General features: G+C 63.5%; 19 protein-coding genes. 9 read left to right on the forward strand and 10 right to left on the reverse strand.

Translation table 11 applies throughout. The annotated features are described in order from the left end of the window. The first annotated feature begins 7 nt into the window (after positions 1-7). From PCO31110_RS11955 to PCO31110_RS11965, 3 genes are all read left to right on the forward strand, one after another. The gene (locus PCO31110_RS11955; protein WP_150690742.1) at positions 8-922 is read left to right on the forward strand and encodes a lytic transglycosylase domain-containing protein; all 915 of its coding nucleotides are present in this window, start codon (positions 8-10) and stop codon (positions 920-922) included. A gap of 264 nt (positions 923-1,186) precedes the next feature. Further along, positions 1,187-3,523 carry a DNA topoisomerase IV subunit A gene (gene parC / locus PCO31110_RS11960; RefSeq protein ID WP_150690530.1) on the forward strand — a complete coding sequence of 779 codons (2,337 nt, stop codon included), beginning with the start codon at positions 1,187-1,189 and terminating at the stop codon, positions 3,521-3,523. Positions 3,524-3,535: 12 nt separating this feature from the next. Next, complete coding sequence (locus tag PCO31110_RS11965) at positions 3,536-3,988, forward strand: CopD family protein (RefSeq protein WP_150690531.1); 453 nt, start codon at positions 3,536-3,538, stop codon at positions 3,986-3,988. Positions 3,989-3,995: 7 nt separating this feature from the next. On the opposite strand, the gene PCO31110_RS11970 is transcribed toward PCO31110_RS11965, so the two are convergent. After that, entirely contained in the window at positions 3,996-4,919 is a 924-nt protein-coding gene (locus PCO31110_RS11970; protein WP_150690532.1) for a LysR substrate-binding domain-containing protein, read from the reverse strand. 131 nt (positions 4,920-5,050) lie between these two features. Between PCO31110_RS11970 and PCO31110_RS11975 the strand changes: the two genes are divergently transcribed. After that, positions 5,051-6,316 carry an MFS transporter gene (locus PCO31110_RS11975; protein ID WP_010807492.1) on the forward strand — a complete coding sequence of 422 codons (1,266 nt, stop codon included), beginning with the start codon at positions 5,051-5,053 and terminating at the stop codon, positions 6,314-6,316. A 127-nt stretch (positions 6,317-6,443) separates the two neighbouring features. Here the strand turns inward: PCO31110_RS11975 and PCO31110_RS11980 are convergent, their stop codons facing one another. The 5 genes from PCO31110_RS11980 to PCO31110_RS12000 all read right to left on the reverse strand — a co-directional run bounded on the left by PCO31110_RS11980 (position 6,444) and on the right by PCO31110_RS12000 (position 10,494). Further along, on the reverse strand, positions 6,444-6,899 hold the full coding sequence (locus PCO31110_RS11980) for a RidA family protein (protein ID WP_010807491.1): 456 nt from the start codon (positions 6,897-6,899) through the stop codon (positions 6,444-6,446). 152 nt (positions 6,900-7,051) lie between these two features. Continuing rightward, positions 7,052-8,242, reverse strand: a complete 1,191-nt coding sequence (locus PCO31110_RS11985; protein WP_150690533.1) for an aminotransferase-like domain-containing protein — start codon at positions 8,240-8,242, stop codon at positions 7,052-7,054. Positions 8,243-8,385: 143 nt separating this feature from the next. Continuing rightward, positions 8,386-9,282 (reverse strand): DMT family transporter, encoded by an 897-nt coding sequence (locus tag PCO31110_RS11990; protein WP_010807489.1) that lies wholly within the window; start codon positions 9,280-9,282, stop codon positions 8,386-8,388. An 85-nt stretch (positions 9,283-9,367) separates the two neighbouring features. Further along, on the reverse strand, positions 9,368-10,054 hold the full coding sequence (locus tag PCO31110_RS11995; protein ID WP_150690534.1) for a VOC family protein: 687 nt from the start codon (positions 10,052-10,054) through the stop codon (positions 9,368-9,370). 74 nt (positions 10,055-10,128) lie between these two features. Continuing rightward, positions 10,129-10,494, reverse strand: a complete 366-nt coding sequence (locus tag PCO31110_RS12000) for a DUF2917 domain-containing protein (RefSeq protein WP_150690535.1) — start codon at positions 10,492-10,494, stop codon at positions 10,129-10,131. A gap of 190 nt (positions 10,495-10,684) precedes the next feature. Between PCO31110_RS12000 and PCO31110_RS12005 the strand changes: the two genes are divergently transcribed. The 5 genes from PCO31110_RS12005 (at position 10,685) to PCO31110_RS12025 (ending at position 16,511) form a co-directional block, all read left to right on the forward strand. Next, entirely contained in the window at positions 10,685-12,127 is a 1,443-nt protein-coding gene (locus PCO31110_RS12005; protein WP_010807486.1) for an aminotransferase-like domain-containing protein, read from the forward strand. Between the two features lie 255 nt (positions 12,128-12,382). Continuing rightward, positions 12,383-14,269, forward strand: a complete 1,887-nt coding sequence (htpG, locus tag PCO31110_RS12010) for a molecular chaperone HtpG (protein ID WP_010807485.1) — start codon at positions 12,383-12,385, stop codon at positions 14,267-14,269. A 165-nt stretch (positions 14,270-14,434) separates the two neighbouring features. After that, positions 14,435-15,031 carry a chorismate--pyruvate lyase family protein gene (locus PCO31110_RS12015; protein ID WP_010807484.1) on the forward strand — a complete coding sequence of 199 codons (597 nt, stop codon included), beginning with the start codon at positions 14,435-14,437 and terminating at the stop codon, positions 15,029-15,031. A 5-nt stretch (positions 15,032-15,036) separates the two neighbouring features. Further along, positions 15,037-15,564: a DNA-deoxyinosine glycosylase gene (locus tag PCO31110_RS12020; RefSeq protein WP_150690536.1), complete on the forward strand. Its 528-nt coding sequence runs from the start codon at positions 15,037-15,039 to the stop codon at positions 15,562-15,564. Between the two features lie 104 nt (positions 15,565-15,668). Next, positions 15,669-16,511 carry a class I SAM-dependent methyltransferase gene (locus tag PCO31110_RS12025; RefSeq protein WP_010807482.1) on the forward strand — a complete coding sequence of 281 codons (843 nt, stop codon included), beginning with the start codon at positions 15,669-15,671 and terminating at the stop codon, positions 16,509-16,511. A 100-nt stretch (positions 16,512-16,611) separates the two neighbouring features. Here the strand turns inward: PCO31110_RS12025 and PCO31110_RS12030 are convergent, their stop codons facing one another. From PCO31110_RS12030 to PCO31110_RS12045, 4 genes are all read right to left on the reverse strand, one after another. Beyond that, positions 16,612-16,950 carry a DUF2322 family protein gene (locus tag PCO31110_RS12030; protein WP_010807481.1) on the reverse strand — a complete coding sequence of 113 codons (339 nt, stop codon included), beginning with the start codon at positions 16,948-16,950 and terminating at the stop codon, positions 16,612-16,614. Positions 16,951-17,056: 106 nt separating this feature from the next. Further along, positions 17,057-18,253, reverse strand: a complete 1,197-nt coding sequence (locus PCO31110_RS12035; RefSeq protein ID WP_150690537.1) for a benzoate/H(+) symporter BenE family transporter — start codon at positions 18,251-18,253, stop codon at positions 17,057-17,059. A 140-nt stretch (positions 18,254-18,393) separates the two neighbouring features. Beyond that, on the reverse strand, positions 18,394-19,569 hold the full coding sequence (locus PCO31110_RS12040; protein ID WP_010807479.1) for a vWA domain-containing protein: 1,176 nt from the start codon (positions 19,567-19,569) through the stop codon (positions 18,394-18,396). A 13-nt stretch (positions 19,570-19,582) separates the two neighbouring features. Continuing rightward, positions 19,583-20,425 carry an AAA family ATPase gene (locus PCO31110_RS12045; protein ID WP_150619454.1) on the reverse strand — a complete coding sequence of 281 codons (843 nt, stop codon included), beginning with the start codon at positions 20,423-20,425 and terminating at the stop codon, positions 19,583-19,585. Positions 20,426-20,698 lie beyond the last annotated feature (273 nt).

Here is a 20,698-nt window from a genome sequence, read left to right on the forward strand (position 1 = left end):
CTTCTCGATGACGTCTCGCCTTAGCGCGCTGCGCCGGCAGGTCTCTCTGCGCAAGTTCGCAGGGCTGGCGCTGGCGGCCGCGCTGCTTGGCGCGACGCCATTTGCGCACGCCGAACTCTACGGTTACGTCGACGAGAATGGCGTCGCCCATCTGGCGGCGCGCAAACTCGATGCGCGTTACCGTCTGGTCGTCGGAGCGGGCGGGAATGCCGATCTGCGGGCGTCGCAGGGCGGCGTTGTCAGCGGTACCGATCGCTCGCGTCTGTACGACGCCCTTGCGCGTCACCCCAATCTGAAAAAACTGGCGCCCCTGATCGCGCAGGCGGCGCAGCGTTTTCAAGTGGACGCTGCGTTACTCAAGGCCGTCATTGCGGCAGAGTCAGGATTCGACAGCGCGGCGGTGTCGCCCAAGGGAGCCGTCGGTCTGATGCAGGTACTTCCGGCCACGGGCGAGCGTTACGGTGTGCGTGCCGACGCGAAGCGCACGGTCGCGGAAAAACTCGCCGATCCGGATATCAACGTCCTGACCGGAGCGCGCTATCTGCGCGATCTGCAGGCGCGCTATCCCGATCGTCTCGAGCTTGTCCTCGCGTCGTACAACGCCGGCGAGGGCGCCGTGGCGCGTCACGCCGATCAGATCCCGCCTTACGCGGAGACGCGCGACTACGTGGCTGCCGTGCTCGAACTCTATCGACGTTTCAATCCCGAGGCGTCGAACGCTGCGCCCGGCAGTGGTGTGATACGGGCCAGTGGCGACGTGGGACAAGTCGGCCGCGCTCGCGTGAGCGGTTCGCGCAACGGCCGCATTCACGTCATTCTCGGTGCGCCGTCTGGCCTTCCTGTCGTGCCCGCTACCCTGCCGAACGCGTCGGTGCGTGACTCGGCGCCCAAGGTACTATCTTCCGCGCTGCCGACCGACTGAAGCACCATTCCACCGACTTTGCCACCGGAGGTTCGCGGGCGCGATGGCTGTGTTGCCGCATGTCGATTCCACGGTCTCGATGCTTGGATTCGTCTGAAATGTGAGCGGAGTCATCCCGATTCCCATCGCTTCCTCGCTGAAATCGCGTCTCGCTTTGTCAATCGGACGTGTTTTTGCCGAAATGTGCCGACGAGCTTGGTATGATCTCGCGGTCAACGTCCACCCGAACTCTCGTCAAACGTTCGCAGCAAACCCACAGGTTTTATGGAACAAGTAGAAGATCTCTTTACGCAACCGTCGGATGACGACACGCTGACGCTTGGCGCCTATGCCGAGCGCGCTTATCTGGACTACGCAATTAGCGTGGTTAAAGGCCGTGCACTGCCGGACGTCTGCGATGGCCAGAAGCCGGTGCAGCGCCGGATTCTGTTCGCGATGAACGAAATGGGCCTTGCGGCCGACGCCAAGCCGGTGAAGTCGGCGCGTGTGGTCGGCGACGTGCTCGGCAAGTTTCACCCGCACGGCGACCAGTCCGCCTATGACGCGTTGGTGCGTCTTGCGCAGGATTTCTCGATGCGCTACCCGCTCATCGACGGCCAGGGCAACTTTGGCTCGCGCGACGGCGATGGTGCGGCAGCCATGCGTTACACCGAAGCGCGTCTGACGCCGATCGCGAAACTGCTGCTCGACGAAATCGATGCGGGCACCGTGGACTTCGTGCCGAACTACGATGGCTCGACAGAAGAGCCGCGTCTGTTGCCCGCCCGCCTGCCATTCGTGCTGCTCAATGGGGCCTCGGGGATTGCTGTGGGGCTGGCGACCGAAATCCCGTCGCACAATTTACGTGAAGTCGCGTCGGCGGCGGTTGCGTTGATCCGCTACCCGAAGCTCGACGATGCCGAGTTGATGACGTACGTGCAGGGCCCGGACTTCCCGGGCGGCGGTCAGTTGATTTCGAGCGCTGCGGAGATCCGCGCCGCCTACGAGAGCGGCCGTGGCAGTCTCAAGATGCGTGCGCGCTGGAAGATCGAAGAGATGGCCCGCGGCCAGTGGCAAGCCGTCGTGTACGAGCTGCCGCCGAACACTTCGGGTCAGAAGGTGCTCGAGGAAATCGAGGAAATCACCAATCCGAAGATCAAGCTCGGCAAGAAGACGCTTACGCCGGAGCAGCAGAACCTCAAGCAGTCGGTGCTCGGCATGCTCGACACGGTTCGCGACGAATCGGGCAAAGACGCGCCCGTGCGGCTGGTGTTCGAGCCGAAGTCGAGCCGCATCGACCAGCAGGAATTCGTCACGATGCTCCTGGCGCACACGAGCCTGGAGTCGAGCGCCTCGGTCAACCTCGTCATGGTGGGCGCCGATGGCCGCCCGGCGCAGAAGTCGTTGCGCGACATCATCACCGAGTGGATCGGATTCCGCTTCGAGACGGTGACGCGCCGCTCGCGCCATCGTCTGGGCAAGGTCAATGACCGAATTCATATTCTCGAAGGCCGGATGATCGTCTTCCTGAATATCGACGAGGTCATTCGTATCATTCGCGAGTCGGACGAGCCGAAAGCCGCGCTGATGAGCGCGTTCAAGTTGAGCGAGCGGCAGGCGGAAGACATTCTGGAAATCCGGCTGCGTCAGTTGGCGCGTCTCGAAGCGATCAAGATCGAGCAGGAACTGGCCTCGTTGCGCGACGAGAAGGCAAAGCTCGAAGAGTTGCTTGCCAACGACAGCACGATGAAGCGATTGATCATCAAGGAGATCGAAACCGACGCGAAGCAGTTCGGCGACGATCGCCGTACGCTGATTCAGGAAGAAAAGCGCGCCGTCGCCGAGGCCCGCGTGGTCGATGAGCCGGTCACGGTCGTGGTGTCTGCCAAGGGCTGGGTGCGCGCCTTGAAGGGCCACGGCCTGGATGCACAAGGCTTCTCGTTCAAGCAGGGCGACGCCCTGTACGGTGCCTTCGAATGCCGCACCGTCGATCCGCTGATTGCCTGGGGCAGCAATGGCCGCGTCTATTCGGTGGCCGTGGCGCAATTGCCGGGCGGGCGCGGCGATGGTGTGCCGCTCACGTCGCTGATCGAACTGGAATCGGGTTCGCGGTTGCTGCACTACTACGCGGCATCGGGCGATCAGCAACTGTTGCTGGCCACCTCGGCGGGTTTCGGTTTCACGACGAAGCTGGGCGACATGGTCAGCCGTGTGAAGGCCGGCAAATCGTTCATGACCATTGACGACGGCGCTGAGCCGCTGGCGCCGACGCCAATCTGGCAGGGGGCGAGCGCAGTAGCCTGTCTGTCGAGTGACGGCCGTCTGCTTGTGTTTGGCATGGACGAGATGAAGTCGCTCACGGGCGGCGGACGCGGTGTCACGCTGATCGGTCTCGAAGACAAACAGACGCTGGTGTCGGCTGTGCCCATCAGCCAAGCCGGTGTCACGGTGTACGGCGAAGTTCGCGGCGGCAAGGTGCAGTCCGAGACGCTCTCGGGCGCATCTCTGGCGCCGAACATCGGCAAGCGCGCCCGCAAGGGGCGCTCGCCAGCGGTCAAGTTCGCCACATTCAAGCCACGTTCGCTCGAGCCGGTGTTGCCGGCCGCGCCCTCGGCATCCTGACGGGAGTCATGCATGAGCGTTTATGCCTTCAGCCTTTTCTTGCATCTGGTCAGCGTTGCCGTCTGGATCGGGGGGATGTTCTTTGCGCTGGCCTGTTTGCGGCCAGCGTCGTCCGAACTCTCGCCGCAGCAACGCCTGCCGTTGTGGGAGGCGGCGCTCACGCGATTTTTCACATGGGTGAGCGTGGCCATCGTGGTGATCCTGCTGTCGGGCGGTCACATGATGCTTGCGATGGGCGGTTCGTACGCCCGTTGGCCCGTGCACGCGATGGCAGGCATCGGCGTACTGATGATGCTCATCTTCGGTCACGTCCGCTTTGCCCTGTTCCCGCGTCTGCAACGTGCGGTGCAGGCGCAGTCGTGGCCTGACGGTGCGGCTGCGGTGAACGGCATCCGCCGGCTGGTGATCCTCAACCTCGTGTTGGGCGTCGTCGTTATCGGTCTGGCAGCTTCTCTGCGCGGCTGATCGCGGGTCAGCCGGCTGGCCGGCTTGTCTCGTGAAGACTACCTGCCACTTCGTGGCACATCGCGACAAACGCCAGCACTAAGGGGCTGGCGTCGTCGCGGCGCTTGGCCACCAGCAGGGGCGTGTGGGCATCGGGCTCACTGAGGTCCATGAAGCACGCCCCCTCGATCTGAATGCATCGCACGGCGGCGGGGAGCACGGCAACACCCAGCCCGCTTGCCGCGAGCGCGACGATGGTTGTCGACTCGCGCGCTTCCTGCACCACGCGTGGCGTAAACCCCGCGCGCTCGCACATCTGCCGGATTTTTCCGTCGACGGCGGTACCGACATCGTGCGGATGCATGATGAACGCTTCGTTGGCCAGATCTGCAATGGATACGCTAGTACGGCCGGATAGCGCATGCCCCTGATGCAGAACCACAACCAGCGCTTCATCGATCAACGTCTCGAAACTCAATCCCGCCACCGGGGGGGCGTTGTCCGCCTGACGCAATAGGCCAATGTCGAGCGTGCGCTCGGCGAGCGCGTCCCGCTGGCGTTCCGACGGGGATTCGCTCAGTGTCAACGTCACACGTGGATACCGCTGCCGATAGCCGGTGAGCACGCGTTTCATCAGATTCGTCATCGGTGCGGAGGTTGTGAACGCGATGCGCAATTCTCCGGCGTCGAGTCCCGCAATTTGCTGCACCTCCAGACGGGCTGCGGCGGCATCGGCCAGGATCTGACGCGCTCGCACGAGAAACGCGCGTCCGGCGGCGGTCAGGAAGACACGCCGCTGCGAGCGCTCGAAGAGCGGTACGCCAAGCGCTTCCTCCAATGCACGAATCTGCATCGAGAGCGGCGGCTGCCCAATATTGAGTTTTTGCGCCGCGCGGCTGAAATGCAACTCTTCAGCAACGGCGACGAAGTAGCGGAGATGGCGCAGTTCCATACGTCGAGCCTCGATTGATCTGTTTTATATATGGAAATATCGCTTAAATATATATTGGACGTGGGGTAACGGCAAACTTATCATTGGTTCCATACCTTTCATCCTTGGTTCGCACGAGGCGAGCCAGCATCATGGCATCAACGAACTCCCTTCCTCTTCCCAGCGGCGTACCGGCCGGTAGCGTGCCGGCATCCAAGCTCCCGGCAGGTGTTGCACGCGGCACGCGCGAATATGCCGTCATCAGCCGAGCGCTCTTTTTCGGTGGTTTTTCGACGTTTGCGCAGTTGTATTGCATGCAGTCGCTGCTACCGCTGTTGACCACCACGTTCGGCATCACGCCAGCGCAAGCGAGCTGGTCGGTGTCGGCCGCCACGATGATGATGGCACTGGGTTTGCTCGTCACGTGCGTTGCGGCAGATCGCGTGAGCCGCAAGCGGATGATGACGATTGCGCTGCTTAGCTCGTCGGTGCTGACGCTCGCGAGTGCGTTCTCCACCAACTTCGAGACGCTTGTGATTCTCGGTGCTCTCAAAGGGTTGGCGCTCTCCGGATTGCCGGCAATTGCGATGGCGTATCTGAGCGAGGAAATCGATCAGCGATCGCTTGGCATGTCGATGGGGCTGTACATCGGGGGCAACATCCTCGGCGGCATGGCCGGACGCGTGCTTGCCGCATTCGTGGCGGACATGTTCTCGTGGCGCGTGTCGGTCGCGGTGATCGGGCTGGTGTGTCTGGCGATGGGGCTGGAGTTCGCTCGCAGCCTGCCGCATTCGCGCCGCTTTACCCCGCGTCATATGACCGTGCGCGACGCCCTCGGCCATGCACGTCGCCATCTGGGCGATCCGGCGCTGTTGGGGCTGTACTTGTTCGCCGGGCTGATGATGGGCAGCTTTGTCAGTGTCTACAACTATCTGGGCTTCCATCTGTCGGCATCGCCGTTCCATTTGCCGCATGCCGCGATCGGCGCGATCTTCACGATGTATCTCATCGGCGTGGTCGGCTCGTTCATCGCCGGGCCGCTGTCGGATCGCGTGGGCCGCCCCCGCCTGTTGTGGGTGCTGGTGGCGTTGGCCTTCGTGGGACTCATCACCATGCTCTCCTCACAGGTGTTGGGGGTGGTGATCGGCTTGGCGATTTTCACGTTCGGCTTCTTCGGCGCGCATACCGTGGCCAGCAGTTGGGTGGGACGCCGCGCAACGGAAGGGCGGGCGATTGCCTCGGCACTGTACCTGTTCTTCTACTATCTGGGCTCGAGCCTCTTGGGCAGTTACTCTGGCGTGATGCTCAAGTCGCATGGCTGGCAGGGTGTCGTGGCGTTGCTCGCCGTAGCGGTGGTGTTGTCGCTTGCCGTTGCGATGGCCATGCGCCGCGCTTACGGCAGCGGTCAGCCGCGCTGATCTACGCGGACAACGCACACGCCGCACATCCCCGAGCGCCCACAAAACAACAGCCACCCGAGGGTGGCTGTTGTCATTGGGTGTGCGAGGATGGCCGCGACGCGGCGCATCTCACACGGCGCTGTCGTTACGCGAGTTCGGCGATCAGCTCGATCTCGACGCACGCGCCCAGCGGAATCTGCGCGACGCCAAAGGCCGAACGCGCATGCTTGCCGGCGTCGCCGAACACTTCCGCGATCAGTTCCGATGCGCCGTTCGTGACCAGATGCTGATCGGTGAATTCCTGCGTCGAGTTGACGAGGCTCATCAGCTTCACAACGCGCTTGACCTTGTTCAGGTCGCCCGTGTGGGCGTGCAGCGTGGCGATCAGCTCGATGGCGACGGCACGGGCGGCAGCCTTACCCTCGTCGACGCTGACGTCTTTGCCGAGCTTGCCGGTCCAGACCTTGCCGTCCTTCTTGGGCAGATGGCCCGAGAGGAATACGGTATTGCCGGTTTGTGCGCTCATCACGTAGGCGGCCGCAGGGGCGCCGGCGCTCGGCAGTTCAATACCCAGTTGCTTCAGTTTGTCGTAGACGGACATGTACGGCTTCCTTGCAGATGCGTTGAATCGGACCGATCGATCGGTCGGACAGGTCGGTATGAGGCTGGTGCGGCGACTTGCGCCAGACGCGCCGTCGATCGCCGGCCCGAATTCCCTTCAGGCCGGCAGATAAGACGCGCTGGGCAGACGATTCAGGCGGCGCGACGCGTGAGCGCTTCGGCGACGAGGGCGCCAAGGCGCGCAACGCCCGCCTCGATCTTCTCGGGCGGCACGGTGACAAACGACAGCCGCAGCGTATTCGATTGCGGCGTGCCAACGTAGAAAGGCGCACCGGGCACGAACGCCACATTCTGCGCAATCGCTTTGTCCAGCAACTGCATGGTGTCGATGCCGGCGGGCAATGTCAACCAGATGAACATTCCGCCTGCCGGCGTCGTCCAGGTGGCGTCAGCCGGCATATGCTTTGCCAGCGAGGCGAGCATCGCCTTGGCCTGTGCCGCGTAGAGCTTGCGGATCGACGGGATGTGCGTATCGAGGAAGCCGTCTTTCACCACTTCGTACACGATGCGTTGCGTGAGGCCCGGCGTGTGCAGATCGGCGGCCTGTTTGGCCTGCACGAGCTTGGAAATCACGGCCTGCGGGCCGATGATGAAGCCGAGCCGCAATCCCGGCGCGAGGACCTTCGAGAACGAACCCATATACAGCACGTGCTCAGGGGCGAGCGACATGAGACTGGGCAGACGCTGTCCTTCGTAGTCGAGTTCGCCGTACGGATCGTCTTCGATGATCGCCAGGCCGGCCCGCTTGGCAACGGCGGCCAGCGCCTCGCGGCGCGCCATGGACAAACGGCGCCCGGTCGGGTTCTGGAAGTTCGGCATAGCGTACAGAAAGCGTGCGCCATCGACGATCTCGGGCGTGAGCGCTTCGGGCAGCAGGCCTTGGTCGTCGGTCGGCACCGGCACGTACTTCGGCGCGAACAGCGAGAACGATTGCAGCGCGCCCAGATAGCTCGGCGCTTCCACCAGTACGCGGCTACCTTCATCGATGAAGATCTTGCCGATGAGGTCGAGGCCTTGTTGCGAGCCAGTCGTTATCAGGATGTTCTCGGGAACGAGCGTCAGGCCGTCGCGCGAGTAACGCTTGGCGATCCACTCACGCAGCGGCGCGAAGCCTTCGGTGGGGCTGTATTGCAGCGCAGCCTGCGGCGATTCGGTCAGTACGTGCTCGGCAGCGGCACGCATTTGGGCGATGGGGAAGGTGGCGGGGGAGGGCAGGCCGCCGGCGAACGAAATGACTTCGGGGCGTTCGGTGACCTTCAGAATTTCGCGAATGGCCGAGCTGGTCAGATTGCGGGCACGTTCGGAATATTGCCAATCATGCATGATGGTCTCGCTTTGAGGATGCGGCCTTTCTGAGCGGCCGCGAGTATCGGGCGTTGCGCGTGCCGGGCACGTGGGGGCAAGCGCAAAACGCCGGGGGGGCAGACGCGCCGCGGTGCAGGGATCACATGCACCGCGACGTGCCTTCAGACCGGTTTGCTCGTGAGTCGCGAGGCGCCGATCTTCATGTTTTTGCCGAGTGCGATGGTCAGTACGACGCCGGCGGCGAACAGCCACGTTGCCGTGTCGACCTGTTCGCCGAAAAAGAGGGCGGACAGCGCAATCGTGAAGAAAATCTGAAGCAATTGTACTTGGCCCACGCGCGCGATCCCGCCCATGGCGAGACCGGCATACCAAGCGAAAAAGCCGATGAATTGAGAGAAGAGGGTGACGTAGGCAAACGCGCCCCAGGCTTTGCCGCTCACAGGCCACGGTTGCTGCCACGCGAGCCAGCCCACTGGCAGCACCAGCACCGGCGCACACACCACGAGCGCCCAGCAGATCACCTGCCAGCCACCCATCTCGCGAGCGAGCTTGCCGCCTTCGGCATACCCGAGGGCGCCGATCACCACGGCGAGCAGCATCAGGCCGTCGGCCGCGTGCAGACTGCCGCCTCCGGCGCGCAGTGCGAACGCAATCACCAGCGCGCTGCCAGCGAGCGCAAAGACCCAGAAGCCGCGCGACGGCCGTTCACCGCCGAGCCAATAGGCGTAAATCGCGACGAAAAACGGCTGCAAGCCGTTGACCACCGCGCCGTGCGACGCCGGAATCGTCTGCATCGCCCATGCAGAGAACACGGGGAACGCGACGATCACGCCCAGCGAGGTGATGGCAAGACTCTTGAGTTGCGGCAGCGTGGGCCACGGTTCCCGGCGCCACCAGAGCAGGGCGCCCGCGAAAACGGCGGCAACCAGCGCACGTCCCAGTCCGTTGAGCAGTGGATTGACTTCCGCGACGACGATACGCGTCATCGGCAACGTCAGACTGAAGATCAGCACGCCGATCAGCCCGATCAGCATGCCCCGGGATTCGCGCGAATTCATGGTGTTGCCTCGTGTATCTCGTTCTCGGTTGTCCGCCCGGCAGGCATTGTGCCGGGCGCTCGGTGTCACTGGGTGTTGCCCGGCCCTAGCGCAGCGTGCGCGGCCCTTCGGGCGTATCGATTTCTGCTGCGAGCGACGGCTCGACCAGTGTGGCTTCGACATTGACGAGGGTGTCCGCGCCAAGCCATTGCAATTGTTCATTGATCGCTGTCGCCTGCGGATGGAAGCCGCGCAATAACGTGACGGCACAATCGGCGCTGGGCAGCATGTCGGCCGGGTGCTGCGGGGAGTCCCATTGGATCAGCGTCGGCAGTACACCGTGTCCAGCGCCTTGCCATGCGGGCAGGCTGCCGTCGTCGGGTACGCCGATCTGCCAGGTCAGCGCGCCGCGTTGCATTTCGATGACCGGCGCCAGCCGCTGCGGATATTGCGCCTGCCAGCGCGGCAGCGAGCGCGGACGGTCCACCCGGGCCACCCAATGCGCCAGATACGGTCCACGGGCGAGACGGGCCTGAACAGCCTCGTCGTCGAGCCCGAACCAGCGCGCACGGCCGGGCGGCGGGGCGTCCGGATCGATGGCGATGATCTCCAGATAGGCGCCGCCCCACAGCCCTAGCAAACTGTTATGCGTGCCCATGCGTGCGTGCTTGCCGCCACGCTGTGGCACAACGTCCGTCAGGCCGAGTTGCTCGATGACATGGGCTTCGCCCGCCTCCAGCGTTTGCGCGGCAACGACGAGATGATCCAGTTTCAGGGCGTGAGGTGCAGACATAGTGGGTTCGGGCGATAAAACCGATAGCTTACTCCGCGTCGTTCGTCGCCTTGTGCCTTTAACGGGTCATCGATTCATCCGCGCGAGAGCCGCGCCACCGTCCGATTGGCCACACGCGCCGCCAGATCGCGCAACGCGAGGCGCCAGCCGAGGCGTCCGCCCGCACGACGGGCCGGCTTGTCGGCCAGCGGCGAGAGCGTCTTCGCCGGCTGACTCACGCGCAGGCGCACGCCATCCTGCCATGTGCCGAGCCACACCCGCTGACCGTGGCGAATCTCGAAGCTCTCGCCGGCCCGCAGCCAGTGGTCGGCGGGCTCGCCTTCCACGGTCAGCCACAACACGCCCTGCAGCACCTGAAGCGATTGTGGCAACTCGGCAGCCGGACTCTGCCAGAAGACAGTCCGTTCCCGGTCCAGTTCGAAGAGTCGGATTTCACGCATAGCGGTCTCCAGTTGAGGAGACACTTTATCGTTTAACTCCGGTACAGTACCGGTACAGATGTCAATGAAATTTTCGGTACAGTTCGGGATTGACAGGGAATTTGGCTGGCGTAGAGTGGCGAGCCATGAGCGGCAATGGGCAGACACTTCGGTAGTGAGGTGCCGTCAGCCGGGCAGAGGTGGACAGACGATGACGACGAACCATATTTCTCCGTTGGCGCTGGCGGACAACGCCGCGCTCGACACCGCACGCATGACGCTCGTCGACCAGCTCGTGCACTGGGCGAGTCTGCGCATCGAGGAGCGAGTATTTCTGCCGGGCATGCGCATGCCGTCGATCCGTTCGCTCGCGGAAGACAAACGCGTGTCGCGCTTTTCTGTCGTCGAGGCGTACGAGCGGCTGGTTGCGCAGGGGTATCTCGAGGCACGCCGCGGTTCGGGGTTCTACGTGCGTGAGCGGCCCGTGATGCCGCCGCAGAACGCCGCTGTACCGATGGTGGCAAAGGGCCCCATCGACGTGGCCTGGCTCGTGCGCAGCATGCTGCACTCGGTGGCGCCGGAGCGCGGTCCCGGCATGGGCTATCTGCCGCCGGGCTGGCTCGACGCCGACATGATGACGTCGGCCATGCGTTCCATGAGCCGTCAGTCGAGTGCGCATCTGCTGCAAACCGGCAATCCGCACGGCTTCCTGCCGTTGCGTGTTCAACTTCAAACGCAACTCGCGGAACTCGAAATCGGCGCACGGCCCGAGCAGATCGTGCTGACGTCCGGCATTACGCAGGCGGTGGATTTTCTGCTGCGTCTGTACGTGCGCGCGGGCGATACCGTGCTGGTGGGAGATCCGGCCTGGTTCGTGATGTTCGGCCGCATTGCGTCGCAAGACGCCCATACCGTTGGCGTGCCGTACACGCCGGACGGGATGGATATGCAGGCACTGGAGCGTCTGGTGCAGCAGCATCGCCCCAAGTTGCTGATCATCAATTCGATTCTTCAGAATCCGACCGGCACGTCGCTGACGCCGGCGCGCGCTTTCCAGATTCTGCGTCTGGCGGAGCAGTACGACTTCATGGTGCTCGAAGACGACATCTACTGCGACCTGTGCCCGCCGCACCAGCAAGTGGCGCGTCTGGCGAGCCTCGATCAGCTCAAGCGAGTGATCTACCTGGGCAGCTTCTCGAAGACCCTTGCCGCGAATCTGCGCGTGGCGTTTGTGGCGTGTTCCCCCGAGTTGGCGAAGACCTTCATCGATCACAAGATGCTGTCGGGGTCGACCACCCCGGAGATCAACGAACGGATCGTCTACAAGGCGCTCACCGAGGGGCATTACCGGCGTCACGTGGAGCGGTTGCGCTCGCGTCTCGACGACGTGCGCGACAACACGCGGCGGCATCTCGAGCGCATCGGCCTGCGTATGTTCGGCGATCCGACCTCCGGCATGTTCCTCTGGGTCGACACCGGCGTCGATACCAGTGCGGTGGCCGCTGCCGGGCACGAAGCGGGTTTCCTGTTTGCGCCGGGGGCATTGTTCTCGCCGCGTCAGACGCCGAGTACGTGGATGCGTATGAACGTCGCCTGCTCCAGCGATCCCGCCATGCTGACATTCCTCTCGCGACAGCTCGAACTGGCCGCCTGAACGGTCGGAAGACGGCCCGCCGGCCGGCCTGGCGGATGGCCCCGACAGCCCCGGATTCCGACGGGGCCCGCTGCAATTTTCCGTATCTTCGCGCAACTCGCACCGAAATAACCCTGCTGGCGGCCTTGAAATGCCGGCTGCCTGTCCCTATGTTCCGATCTGTACCGTCGTTTTGGCAGCGCGCGCGCAAGTGCGCCGGGCGGCGGTCAGCGTCGATATTCCATTCATCTCACCGATTCATGAGGGTTCCCGACCATGGCGCAAGAAACCATGAGCTTTCAGGCAGAAGTCAAACAGCTTCTGCAACTGATGATTCATTCGCTGTACAGCAACAAGGAAATCTTCCTGCGCGAATTGATCTCCAACGCGTCGGACGCCGCTGACAAGCTTCGCTTCGAGGCCATCAACAACGCTGCGCTGTACGAGCAGGATCCGGAACTCAAGATTCGCGTGTCGTTCGACAAGAACGCCCGCACCGTCACCATCGAGGACAACGGCATCGGCATGAGCCGCGAGGAAGCGATCTCGCATCTCGGCACGATCGCCAAGTCCGGCACCAAGGAGTTCTTCTCGCGCCTGTCGGGCGATCAGCAGAAGGACGCCGCGCTCATCGGCCAGTTCGGCGTGGGCTTCTACTCGGGCTTCATCGTCGCCGACCGTATGACGGTCGAATCGCGCCGCGCCGGTTTGCCGGCGTCGGAAGGCGTGCGCTGGTCGTCGACCGGCGAGGGCGACTTCTCGGTCGAGACCATCGAGCGTGCCCCGCGCGGCACGGCCATCACGCTGCACCTGCGCGAAGGCGAAGACGAACTGCTCTCGTCGTGGCAACTTCAATCGATCATCCGCAAGTATTCCGATCACATTTCGCTGCCGATCGTCATGCGCGGCGAGACGTGGGACGAAGAGAAGAAGGAGATGGTGCCCGCCGAGACGGATGAGACCGTCAATCAGGCAAGCGCGCTGTGGACACGCAGCAAGAGCGAGATCAGCGACGAGCAGTACACGCAGTTCTACCAGCACATCGCTCACGACATGCAGGCCCCGCTGGCCTGGACGCACAACCGTGTCGAAGGCCGCAGCGAATATACGCAATTGCTGTATGTGCCGGGCCACGCCCCTTACGATCTGTGGGATCGCAATTCGCAAGGCGGCCTGAAGCTGTACGTCAAGCGCGTGTTCATCATGGACGACGCGGATCAACTGCTGCCGAACTATCTGCGCTTCGTGCGCGGGGTGGTGGACTCGGCCGATCTGCCGCTGAACGTCTCGCGCGAAATCTTGCAGGAAAGCCGCGATGTGAAGGCGATCCGGGAAGGCTGTGCGAAGCGCGTGCTCAGTCTGCTCGAAGACCTGGCAGAGAACCAGCAAGACAAGTACACGCAGTTCTGGGGCGCGTTCGGTCAGGTGCTCAAGGAAGGCACGGGCGAAGATCATGCAAACCGAGAGCGCATTGCCAAGCTGCTGCGTTTTGCCAGCACACATAACGACTCGGCCGAGCAAAGCGTATCGTTGGCCGACTACGTCAGCCGGATGAAAGCAGGTCAGGACAAGATCTACTACGTCACGGCCGAAAGCTGGGTGGCGGCAAGCCACAGCCCGCATCTGGAAGTCTTCCGCAAGAAGGGCGTGGAAGTGCTGCTGCTCACCGATCGCGTGGACGAATGGATGCTCTCGTACGTGCATGAGTTCGACGGCAAGGCACTCGTGAGCGTGGCGCGTGGCGATCTGGATCTGGGCGCGCTCGAGGATGCCGGCGAGAAGGCGGCACAGGAAAAGACCAGCGACGACCTTAAGCCGCTTGTCGAGAAGATGAAGGAAGTGCTCGGCGATAAGGCTAAGGACGTGCGCGTGACGTTCCGTCTGACCGATTCGCCGTCGTGCCTGGTGTCGGACGAGAACGATATGAGCGGCACGCTCCAGCGTTTGATGAAGGCGGCCGGGCAGAAGATGCCGGAATTCCGTCCGATTCTCGAAATCAACCCGGAGCATGCGCTGATTCAGCGCCTCAAGGCGGATAGCGCCGATCTCTCCGACTGGACCGAACTGCTGTTCGATCAGGCGTTGCTTGCCGAAGGTGGCAGCCTCGAAGATCCGGCCGCGTTTGTGAAGCGTACCAACGCGCTGCTGCTCGCCGCACGTTAATCGCAATCATCGCGTAGTTCAAAGGCCCCCGCGTCGACATGTCGCGGGGGCCTTTGTATTTTCGGTGAGCCTCCTGCTGGCCGGGTCGCAGTGGATTTCCCGCGTCGGGGGACGGCCGTTTTGTGCACGGCACGCCGTCGCGCAGCGCCTTTATAATGCCGAGCCATGACTTTTCGATTCGATGTAGGCGGGCGGCGCTGGCAGGCTGTCCCGGCACCGGCGCTCTCGCGTCGTCATAAGGACTGGCTGACCCGGGGCGGTGCGCTCACACGCCATTTGTCGGCACTTGGCCGGGTGAGTGTGCGCGTCGTGGCAGAACGGGTGATGCCCGCCGACGCCGACCAGTGCCGCGCCATCGGCGTGCCGTTGCGTACGCCGATGTGGGCTCGCGATGTCATCCTGCTGATCGATGACGAGCCCGTGGTCGTGGCGCACAGCGTCACGCCGCTCACGTATAGCCGTTCGATCTGGCAGGCGATGCGTCGTCTGCGTACGCGTCCGCTGGCCGATCTGCTCTATCACGACCCTGCGGTCATGCGTTCCATGCTGGTGTCGAGCCCGTTGGGGCCGCGCCATTTGCTGCATGGCCGTGCGCGGCACGACGCCCGCGATCCGCTCGTTGGCGCAACGCCGCACGCGCGGCTGTGGGCGCGCCGCTCGGTGTTCGTGCGGCACGGGGCGCCGCTGCTGGTGACCGAAGCGTTCCTGCCGCGATTCTGGCGGCGTCTGCAGGCTGCGCACGGTGTGCCGGCGCACGACTGAATGCCATGGCGACGTCTCCCACCCCTGATCTCAAGCGCAATTTTCCGCCCGTGGCGGACGCGCAGACGCGCGTGCTTGTTCTCGGCAGCCTGCCCGGCGAGGTGTCGCTCGCGCACCAGCAGTACTACGCGCATCCGCAGAATCGCTTCTGGCATCTGGTAGGCGAGGTGATCGGTGAGCCGTTGCCGTCACTGCCCTATGCCGCGCGGCTGGCGATGCTGCGCACGCACGGCGTCGGACTGTGGGATGTGGTGGCGGAGGCGCGCCGCGAAGGCAGTCTCGACAGCAACATACGCTTGCATGCCGGCAGCGATCTCGCGGGCCTGATCGCCACGTTGCCGTCGCTGCGTGCCGTGGCATTCAACGGCGGGACGGCAGCCCGTATCGGGCAGCGCGCGTTGGCACAAAGCCGCGTGACGATGCCGGTACTGCTGCTGCCGTCGAGCAGTCCGGCCTATACGATTCCGTATGCGACGAAACGCGACGCGTGGCTCGCATTGCGCGACTGGCTGGGGGCGAAGGCGTCTGCCTGAATCGCAGGGCGGCCGGTGGCGATACGGCAGGCCTGACGGCTGTCTTGCGCGAACCCGGTACAATGCGAACCCATCGGAATTTCCCGAGTTTCACAGAAGGACACATGACCCTCATCAAACGCAAATCCATCGAAGCCGAAGCGTTCGTCAGCGACGAGCGCACCACGCGTGCTCCCCGTCCCGCTTATAAGCCGCGCTTCGCGCCGGTGACATTCTCTGAACTGGGTGGCGTGCGTTACCTGCATTTCGGCACGGAGTGGGTGCAAGGGGCGATGCGTCTGTCCAAGCCCGACCGTATCGAGCTGGAATATGCGCAGCAGATGATGGCATGGTTGCTGTTCATGCGCGCGCCGAAGCATGTGGTGCAACTGGGTCTCGGCACGGGCTCGATCACCAAGTTTTCGCACCAGCATTTCCCGCGCACGCAGGTCACGGCCGTTGAACTGAACCCGGCCGTGGTTGTCGCCGCGCGCACGATGTTCAGCCTGCCGGACGACTCGCGTTATCTGAAGGTGGTGGAAGCGGACGCGTGGGATTTCGTCACCGATCCGGCGAATCACGGCGCGCTCGACGTGCTGCAAGTCGACCTCTACGATGCGACCGCACGCGGCCCGGTGCACGACACGCCTGCGTTCTACAAGGCTTGCCGTGCCACGCTGCGTGAGCCGGGCATGCTGACGATGAACCTGTTCGGAGATCACGACAGCTATCCGAAGAACATCCGTCGTCTGCGTCAGGCTTTCGATAACCGCGTGATCGAATTCCCGGAAGTGCACGACGGCAATGTCATCGTGCTGGCGTTCAACGGCCCGCTGCTGTCGGTCGAGTGGAAGGACGTGGAAGCTCGCGCGAAGGTGGTGGAAGCCGCCACGGGCCTGCCGGCCAAGCGTTGGGTCAAGCAGCTTCGCTCGGCCAACGGAGACGGTGGCCCGGTGTTGACGATCTGACGTCAGCCCGCCAACCTGCGCCGCACGATGCGCGCGCAGGAGACGTAAAAAAGCCAGCCGAGAGGCTGGCTTTTCTTTTGGCGCGACGCGAGCCGCTGTCTCAGGCCGCGATTTCGTTGATGCTCAGCGCTTCGCCGCCGGCCACGATGGCCAGCAGACGGTCGACGTTCGGATGCGCGCCCGGACGGTGGCGCGCGTCGGCGGTGTGCTCACCGAAGACGGTCAGGCCGTGCTCGGCAGCCTTGGCGTCGAGCGTGCCGAAGGCCTGCTTGAGATAGTGGTACACGGCGAGCGAGCCTTGCTTGCCCGGTGCGTTCTCGATGGTCGCCACGACCGCGCCCTTGCCGTCGCGCAGTTCGATACGAGCGATGCCCTCGATGCTGCCGATGGCGGCCATCTGTGCGAGGTTGTCCTTGAAGACCGGGGTCGGTTCGATCACTGCCATGGTTGCGCTGCTCCTGCGGTTACGTTGAATTCGAAAAAACGGTGCGGGCCGAATGGTATCACCTCGGCCCGCGGGGCTTGCTGCCGCGTTCACACGCCAATCATGCACGCCGCCATTGCAGGATCGCCAGCGTGAGCCCGCCCGCGATCAATCCCCAGAACGCCGAGCCGATGGACAGCAGCGTCAGGCCCGAGGCCGTCACCATGAACGTGATGAGCGCGGCTTCGCGTTGCTTCGTGTCGTGCATGGCATTGGCCAGACCGTTCATGATCGAGCCGAACAGGGCGAGGGCGGCGATCGAGACCACCAGCGCCTTCGGGAAGGCGGCGAACAGGGCGGCGATGGTCGCCCCGAACGTGCCGGCGATCAGATAGAACACACCCGACCACACGGCGGCGGTGTAACGCTTGGCCGGATCTTCGTGCGCTTCGCGTCCGGTGCAGATGGCGGCGGTGATGGCTGCCAGATGAATGCCGTGCGAGCCGAACGGCGCGAGCAGTACCGACGCGATGCCCGTCGTCGAAATGAGCGGCGACGCCGGCACTTTGTAGCCGTCTGCGCGAAGCACGGCCAGACCGGGTACGTTTTGCGACGCCATCGCCACCACGAACAACGGGATCGCGATGCTGACCGTCGCCGATAGGGAGAACGACGGCGTGGTCCACACGGGCTTGGCGAGCGAGACGTCGAAGTGACTGAAGTCGAGCAGGCCGAGCCCGCCCGCGACCGTCGTGCCCACGATCAGCGCGAGCAGAATCGCGTAGCGCGACGCAAAGCGCTTGACGACGAGATACGTGAAGAACATCGAGAGCACGAGCGCCGTCTGATGCTGGGCCGCGACGAAGATTTCCAGCCCGATGCGAAACAGAATCCCGGCGAGCAGCGCCGACGCCAGCGCGGGCGGCACGCGGCGCATGATCGTCTCGAAGCCGCCCGTAAGCCCGCACAGGGCGATGAGCGCATTGCAGACGATGAACGCGCCGATGGCTTCGCCATAGGGCACGCCGGGCAGCGAGGTAATCAGCAGGGCAGCGCCCGGCGTCGACCACGCGATGACCACCGGAGTGCGATAGCGCAGCGATAGCCCGATGGTCGTCACGCCCATGCCGATCGAGAGCGCCCAGATCCATGACGAAATCTGCGCAGCGCTGAGGTGGGCGGCCTGTCCGGCCTGGAACATCAGAACGAGCGAACTGGTGTAGCCCGTCATCATGGCCACGAAGCCGGCGACGATCGCCGACGGCGACGTATCCGCCAATGGCCGAAGGGGGGGCAAGGGAGTGGTGCTGGACGTCATGGTGGAAGGGGGCCTCTCGTTGCGTTGTTATTGTGATGCTGCGCCACGTTACGCGATGCCGGGTGGCGAGACATGCCGCCGGCAGTCTCGGGCCGGGCGTTCGATCTGCGGTGATGAGGTTGGGCGGTTTGGGTTCGGGCTCACTTGCTCAGCACGCGCATGGCCGATTCCAGCCCGGCCAGCGTCATCGGATACATGCGGCCTGCAAAGAGCTGCCGGATGACCGAGATCGACTGACGATATTGCCATATCGGCTCGGGCTCCGGATTGAGCCATGCGTGATGCGGGAAGCGGTCGATGAAGCGGCGCAGCCACACGGCGCCGGCTTCCTTGTTGTTGTACTCGACCGAGCCGCCCGGTTGCAGCACCTCGTACGGACTCATCGTGGCATCGCCCACGAAGATCAGCTTGTAGTCGGCCGGGTACTTGCGCAGCACGTCCCACGTCTCGAAGCGTTCGTTGTGACGGCGTCGATTCTGCCGCCACAGATAGTCGTAGACACAGTTGTGGAAGTAGTAGAACTCGAGATGCTTGAATTCGGATTTCGCCGCCGAAAACAACTCTTCGGTACGTGCGATGTGGTCGTCCATCGAGCCGCCGACGTCGAGCAGCATCAGCACCTTCACGTTGTTGTGACGCTCCGGCACCAGTTTCAGGTCGAGCCAGCCGGCGTTGGCCGCCGTCGAGCGAATCGTGTCGTCGAGATCCAGCTCCTGCACCGCCCCCTCGCGCGCAAACTTGCGCAGGCGCCGCAGCGCGACTTTGATGTTGCGGGTGCCGAGTTCGACGGTGTCGTCGTAGTCGCGATAGGTGCGTTGATCCCACACCTTCACCGCCGTGCGGTTGCCGTTGCTCTCGCCGCCGATGCGGATGCCTTCCGGATTGAAGCCGCCGTTGCCGAATGGCGACGTGCCGCCCGTGCCGATCCATTTGTTCCCGCCTTCGTGGCGGCCTTTCTGCTCGTCGAACAGTTGCCTGAGCCGCTCCATGAGCTTGTCGATCCCGCCCAGCGCCTGAATGCGCGCGCGGTCTTCGGGGGACAACTCACGCTGCATGCGCTTCTCGAGCCACTCGAGCGGCACCTCGCCCGAGGCGTCGACAATTTGCTGCACGCCTTTGAAATACGCACCGAACGCCTGATCGAACTTGTCGTAGTGCTTCTCGTCCTTGATGAGCGAGAGGCGCGCCAGATAGTAGAACTCGTCGAGCGAGGGCGCGATCACCTGACGGTGCAGCGCTTCGAGCAACGTCAGGTATTCCTTGACCGAGACCGGCAGTTTCGCCGCGCGCAAGGTGTAGAAGAAGTCGATCAGCATGACGGTGGCGCGCTTACCGGTTGGCGCGGTTCATGAAGACGAGGCGCTCGAACAGATGCATGTCCTGTTCGTTCTTGACCAGGGCGCCTGCAAGCGGCGGGATCGCCAGCTTGTTATCGGCGCTGCGCAACGCTTCGGGGCCGATTTCCTCGGCCATCAACAGCTTGAGCCAGTCGATAAGCTCCGACGTCGACGGCTTTTTCTTGAGCCCCGGAATCTCGCGCACCTCGAAGAACGTCGCCATTGCGGCACCCACCAGTTCGCGGCGAATGTTCGGGAAATGCACGTCGATGATCGACTGCATCGTCGCGGGATCGGGGAATTTGATGTAGTGGAAGAAGCAGCGGCGCAGGAAGGCGTCAGGCAGTTCTTTCTCGTTGTTCGACGTGATGATGACGAGCGGCCGGTGGCGCGCTTTCACGAGCTGGCGCGTCTCGTAGACGTAGAACTCCATGCGGTCGAGTTCGCGCAGCAAGTCGTTGGGGAACTCGATGTCGGCCTTGTCGATTTCGTCGATGAGCAGCACGACGGGATGATCGGCCTCGAAGGCCTGCCAGAGCACGCCCTTGACGATGTAGTTCGCGATGTCGCGCACCCGCTCGTCGCCCAGTTGCGAATCGCGCAGACGCGAGACGGCGTCGTACTCGTACAACCCTTGCTGGGCTTTTGTCGTGGACTTCACATGCCATTGCAGCAACGGCATATCGAGCGCGGCGGCGACTTCCTCAGCGAGCATGGTCTTGCCGGTGCCGGGTTCGCCCTTGATGAGCAGTGGTCGTTGCAGCGTGGCCGCCGCGTTCACGGCGAGCTTGAGGTCGTCGGTGGCGACGTACTGGGAAGAGCCTTCGAAGCGCATTGTCTGTGCCGTCCGCAAACAGCCGGCCAACCGGCCGGGCAGGGAAAAAGTTCAGTATAAGACATTGCGCATGAGCTTCGCCGTGACAGTCAAAATCTGTCTTTGCATCAAGGGCTTGCGGAAAAACTTCGGAGAACTGTGCGGGTCAGCCCCGAGTTTCCGGGGGCGGAGGTGTGGGTTACAATCGATTGCTTTTTTCACAGGTCGGCGGCCTTGGAGTCGGGACGTCGATCTGCGTGTTGCGGGCCGGTATTCCAACCAAAAACGTTCCCA

Source organism: Pandoraea communis, from assembly GCF_902459745.1.
Lineage (GTDB): Bacteria > Pseudomonadota > Gammaproteobacteria > Burkholderiales > Burkholderiaceae > Pandoraea > Pandoraea communis.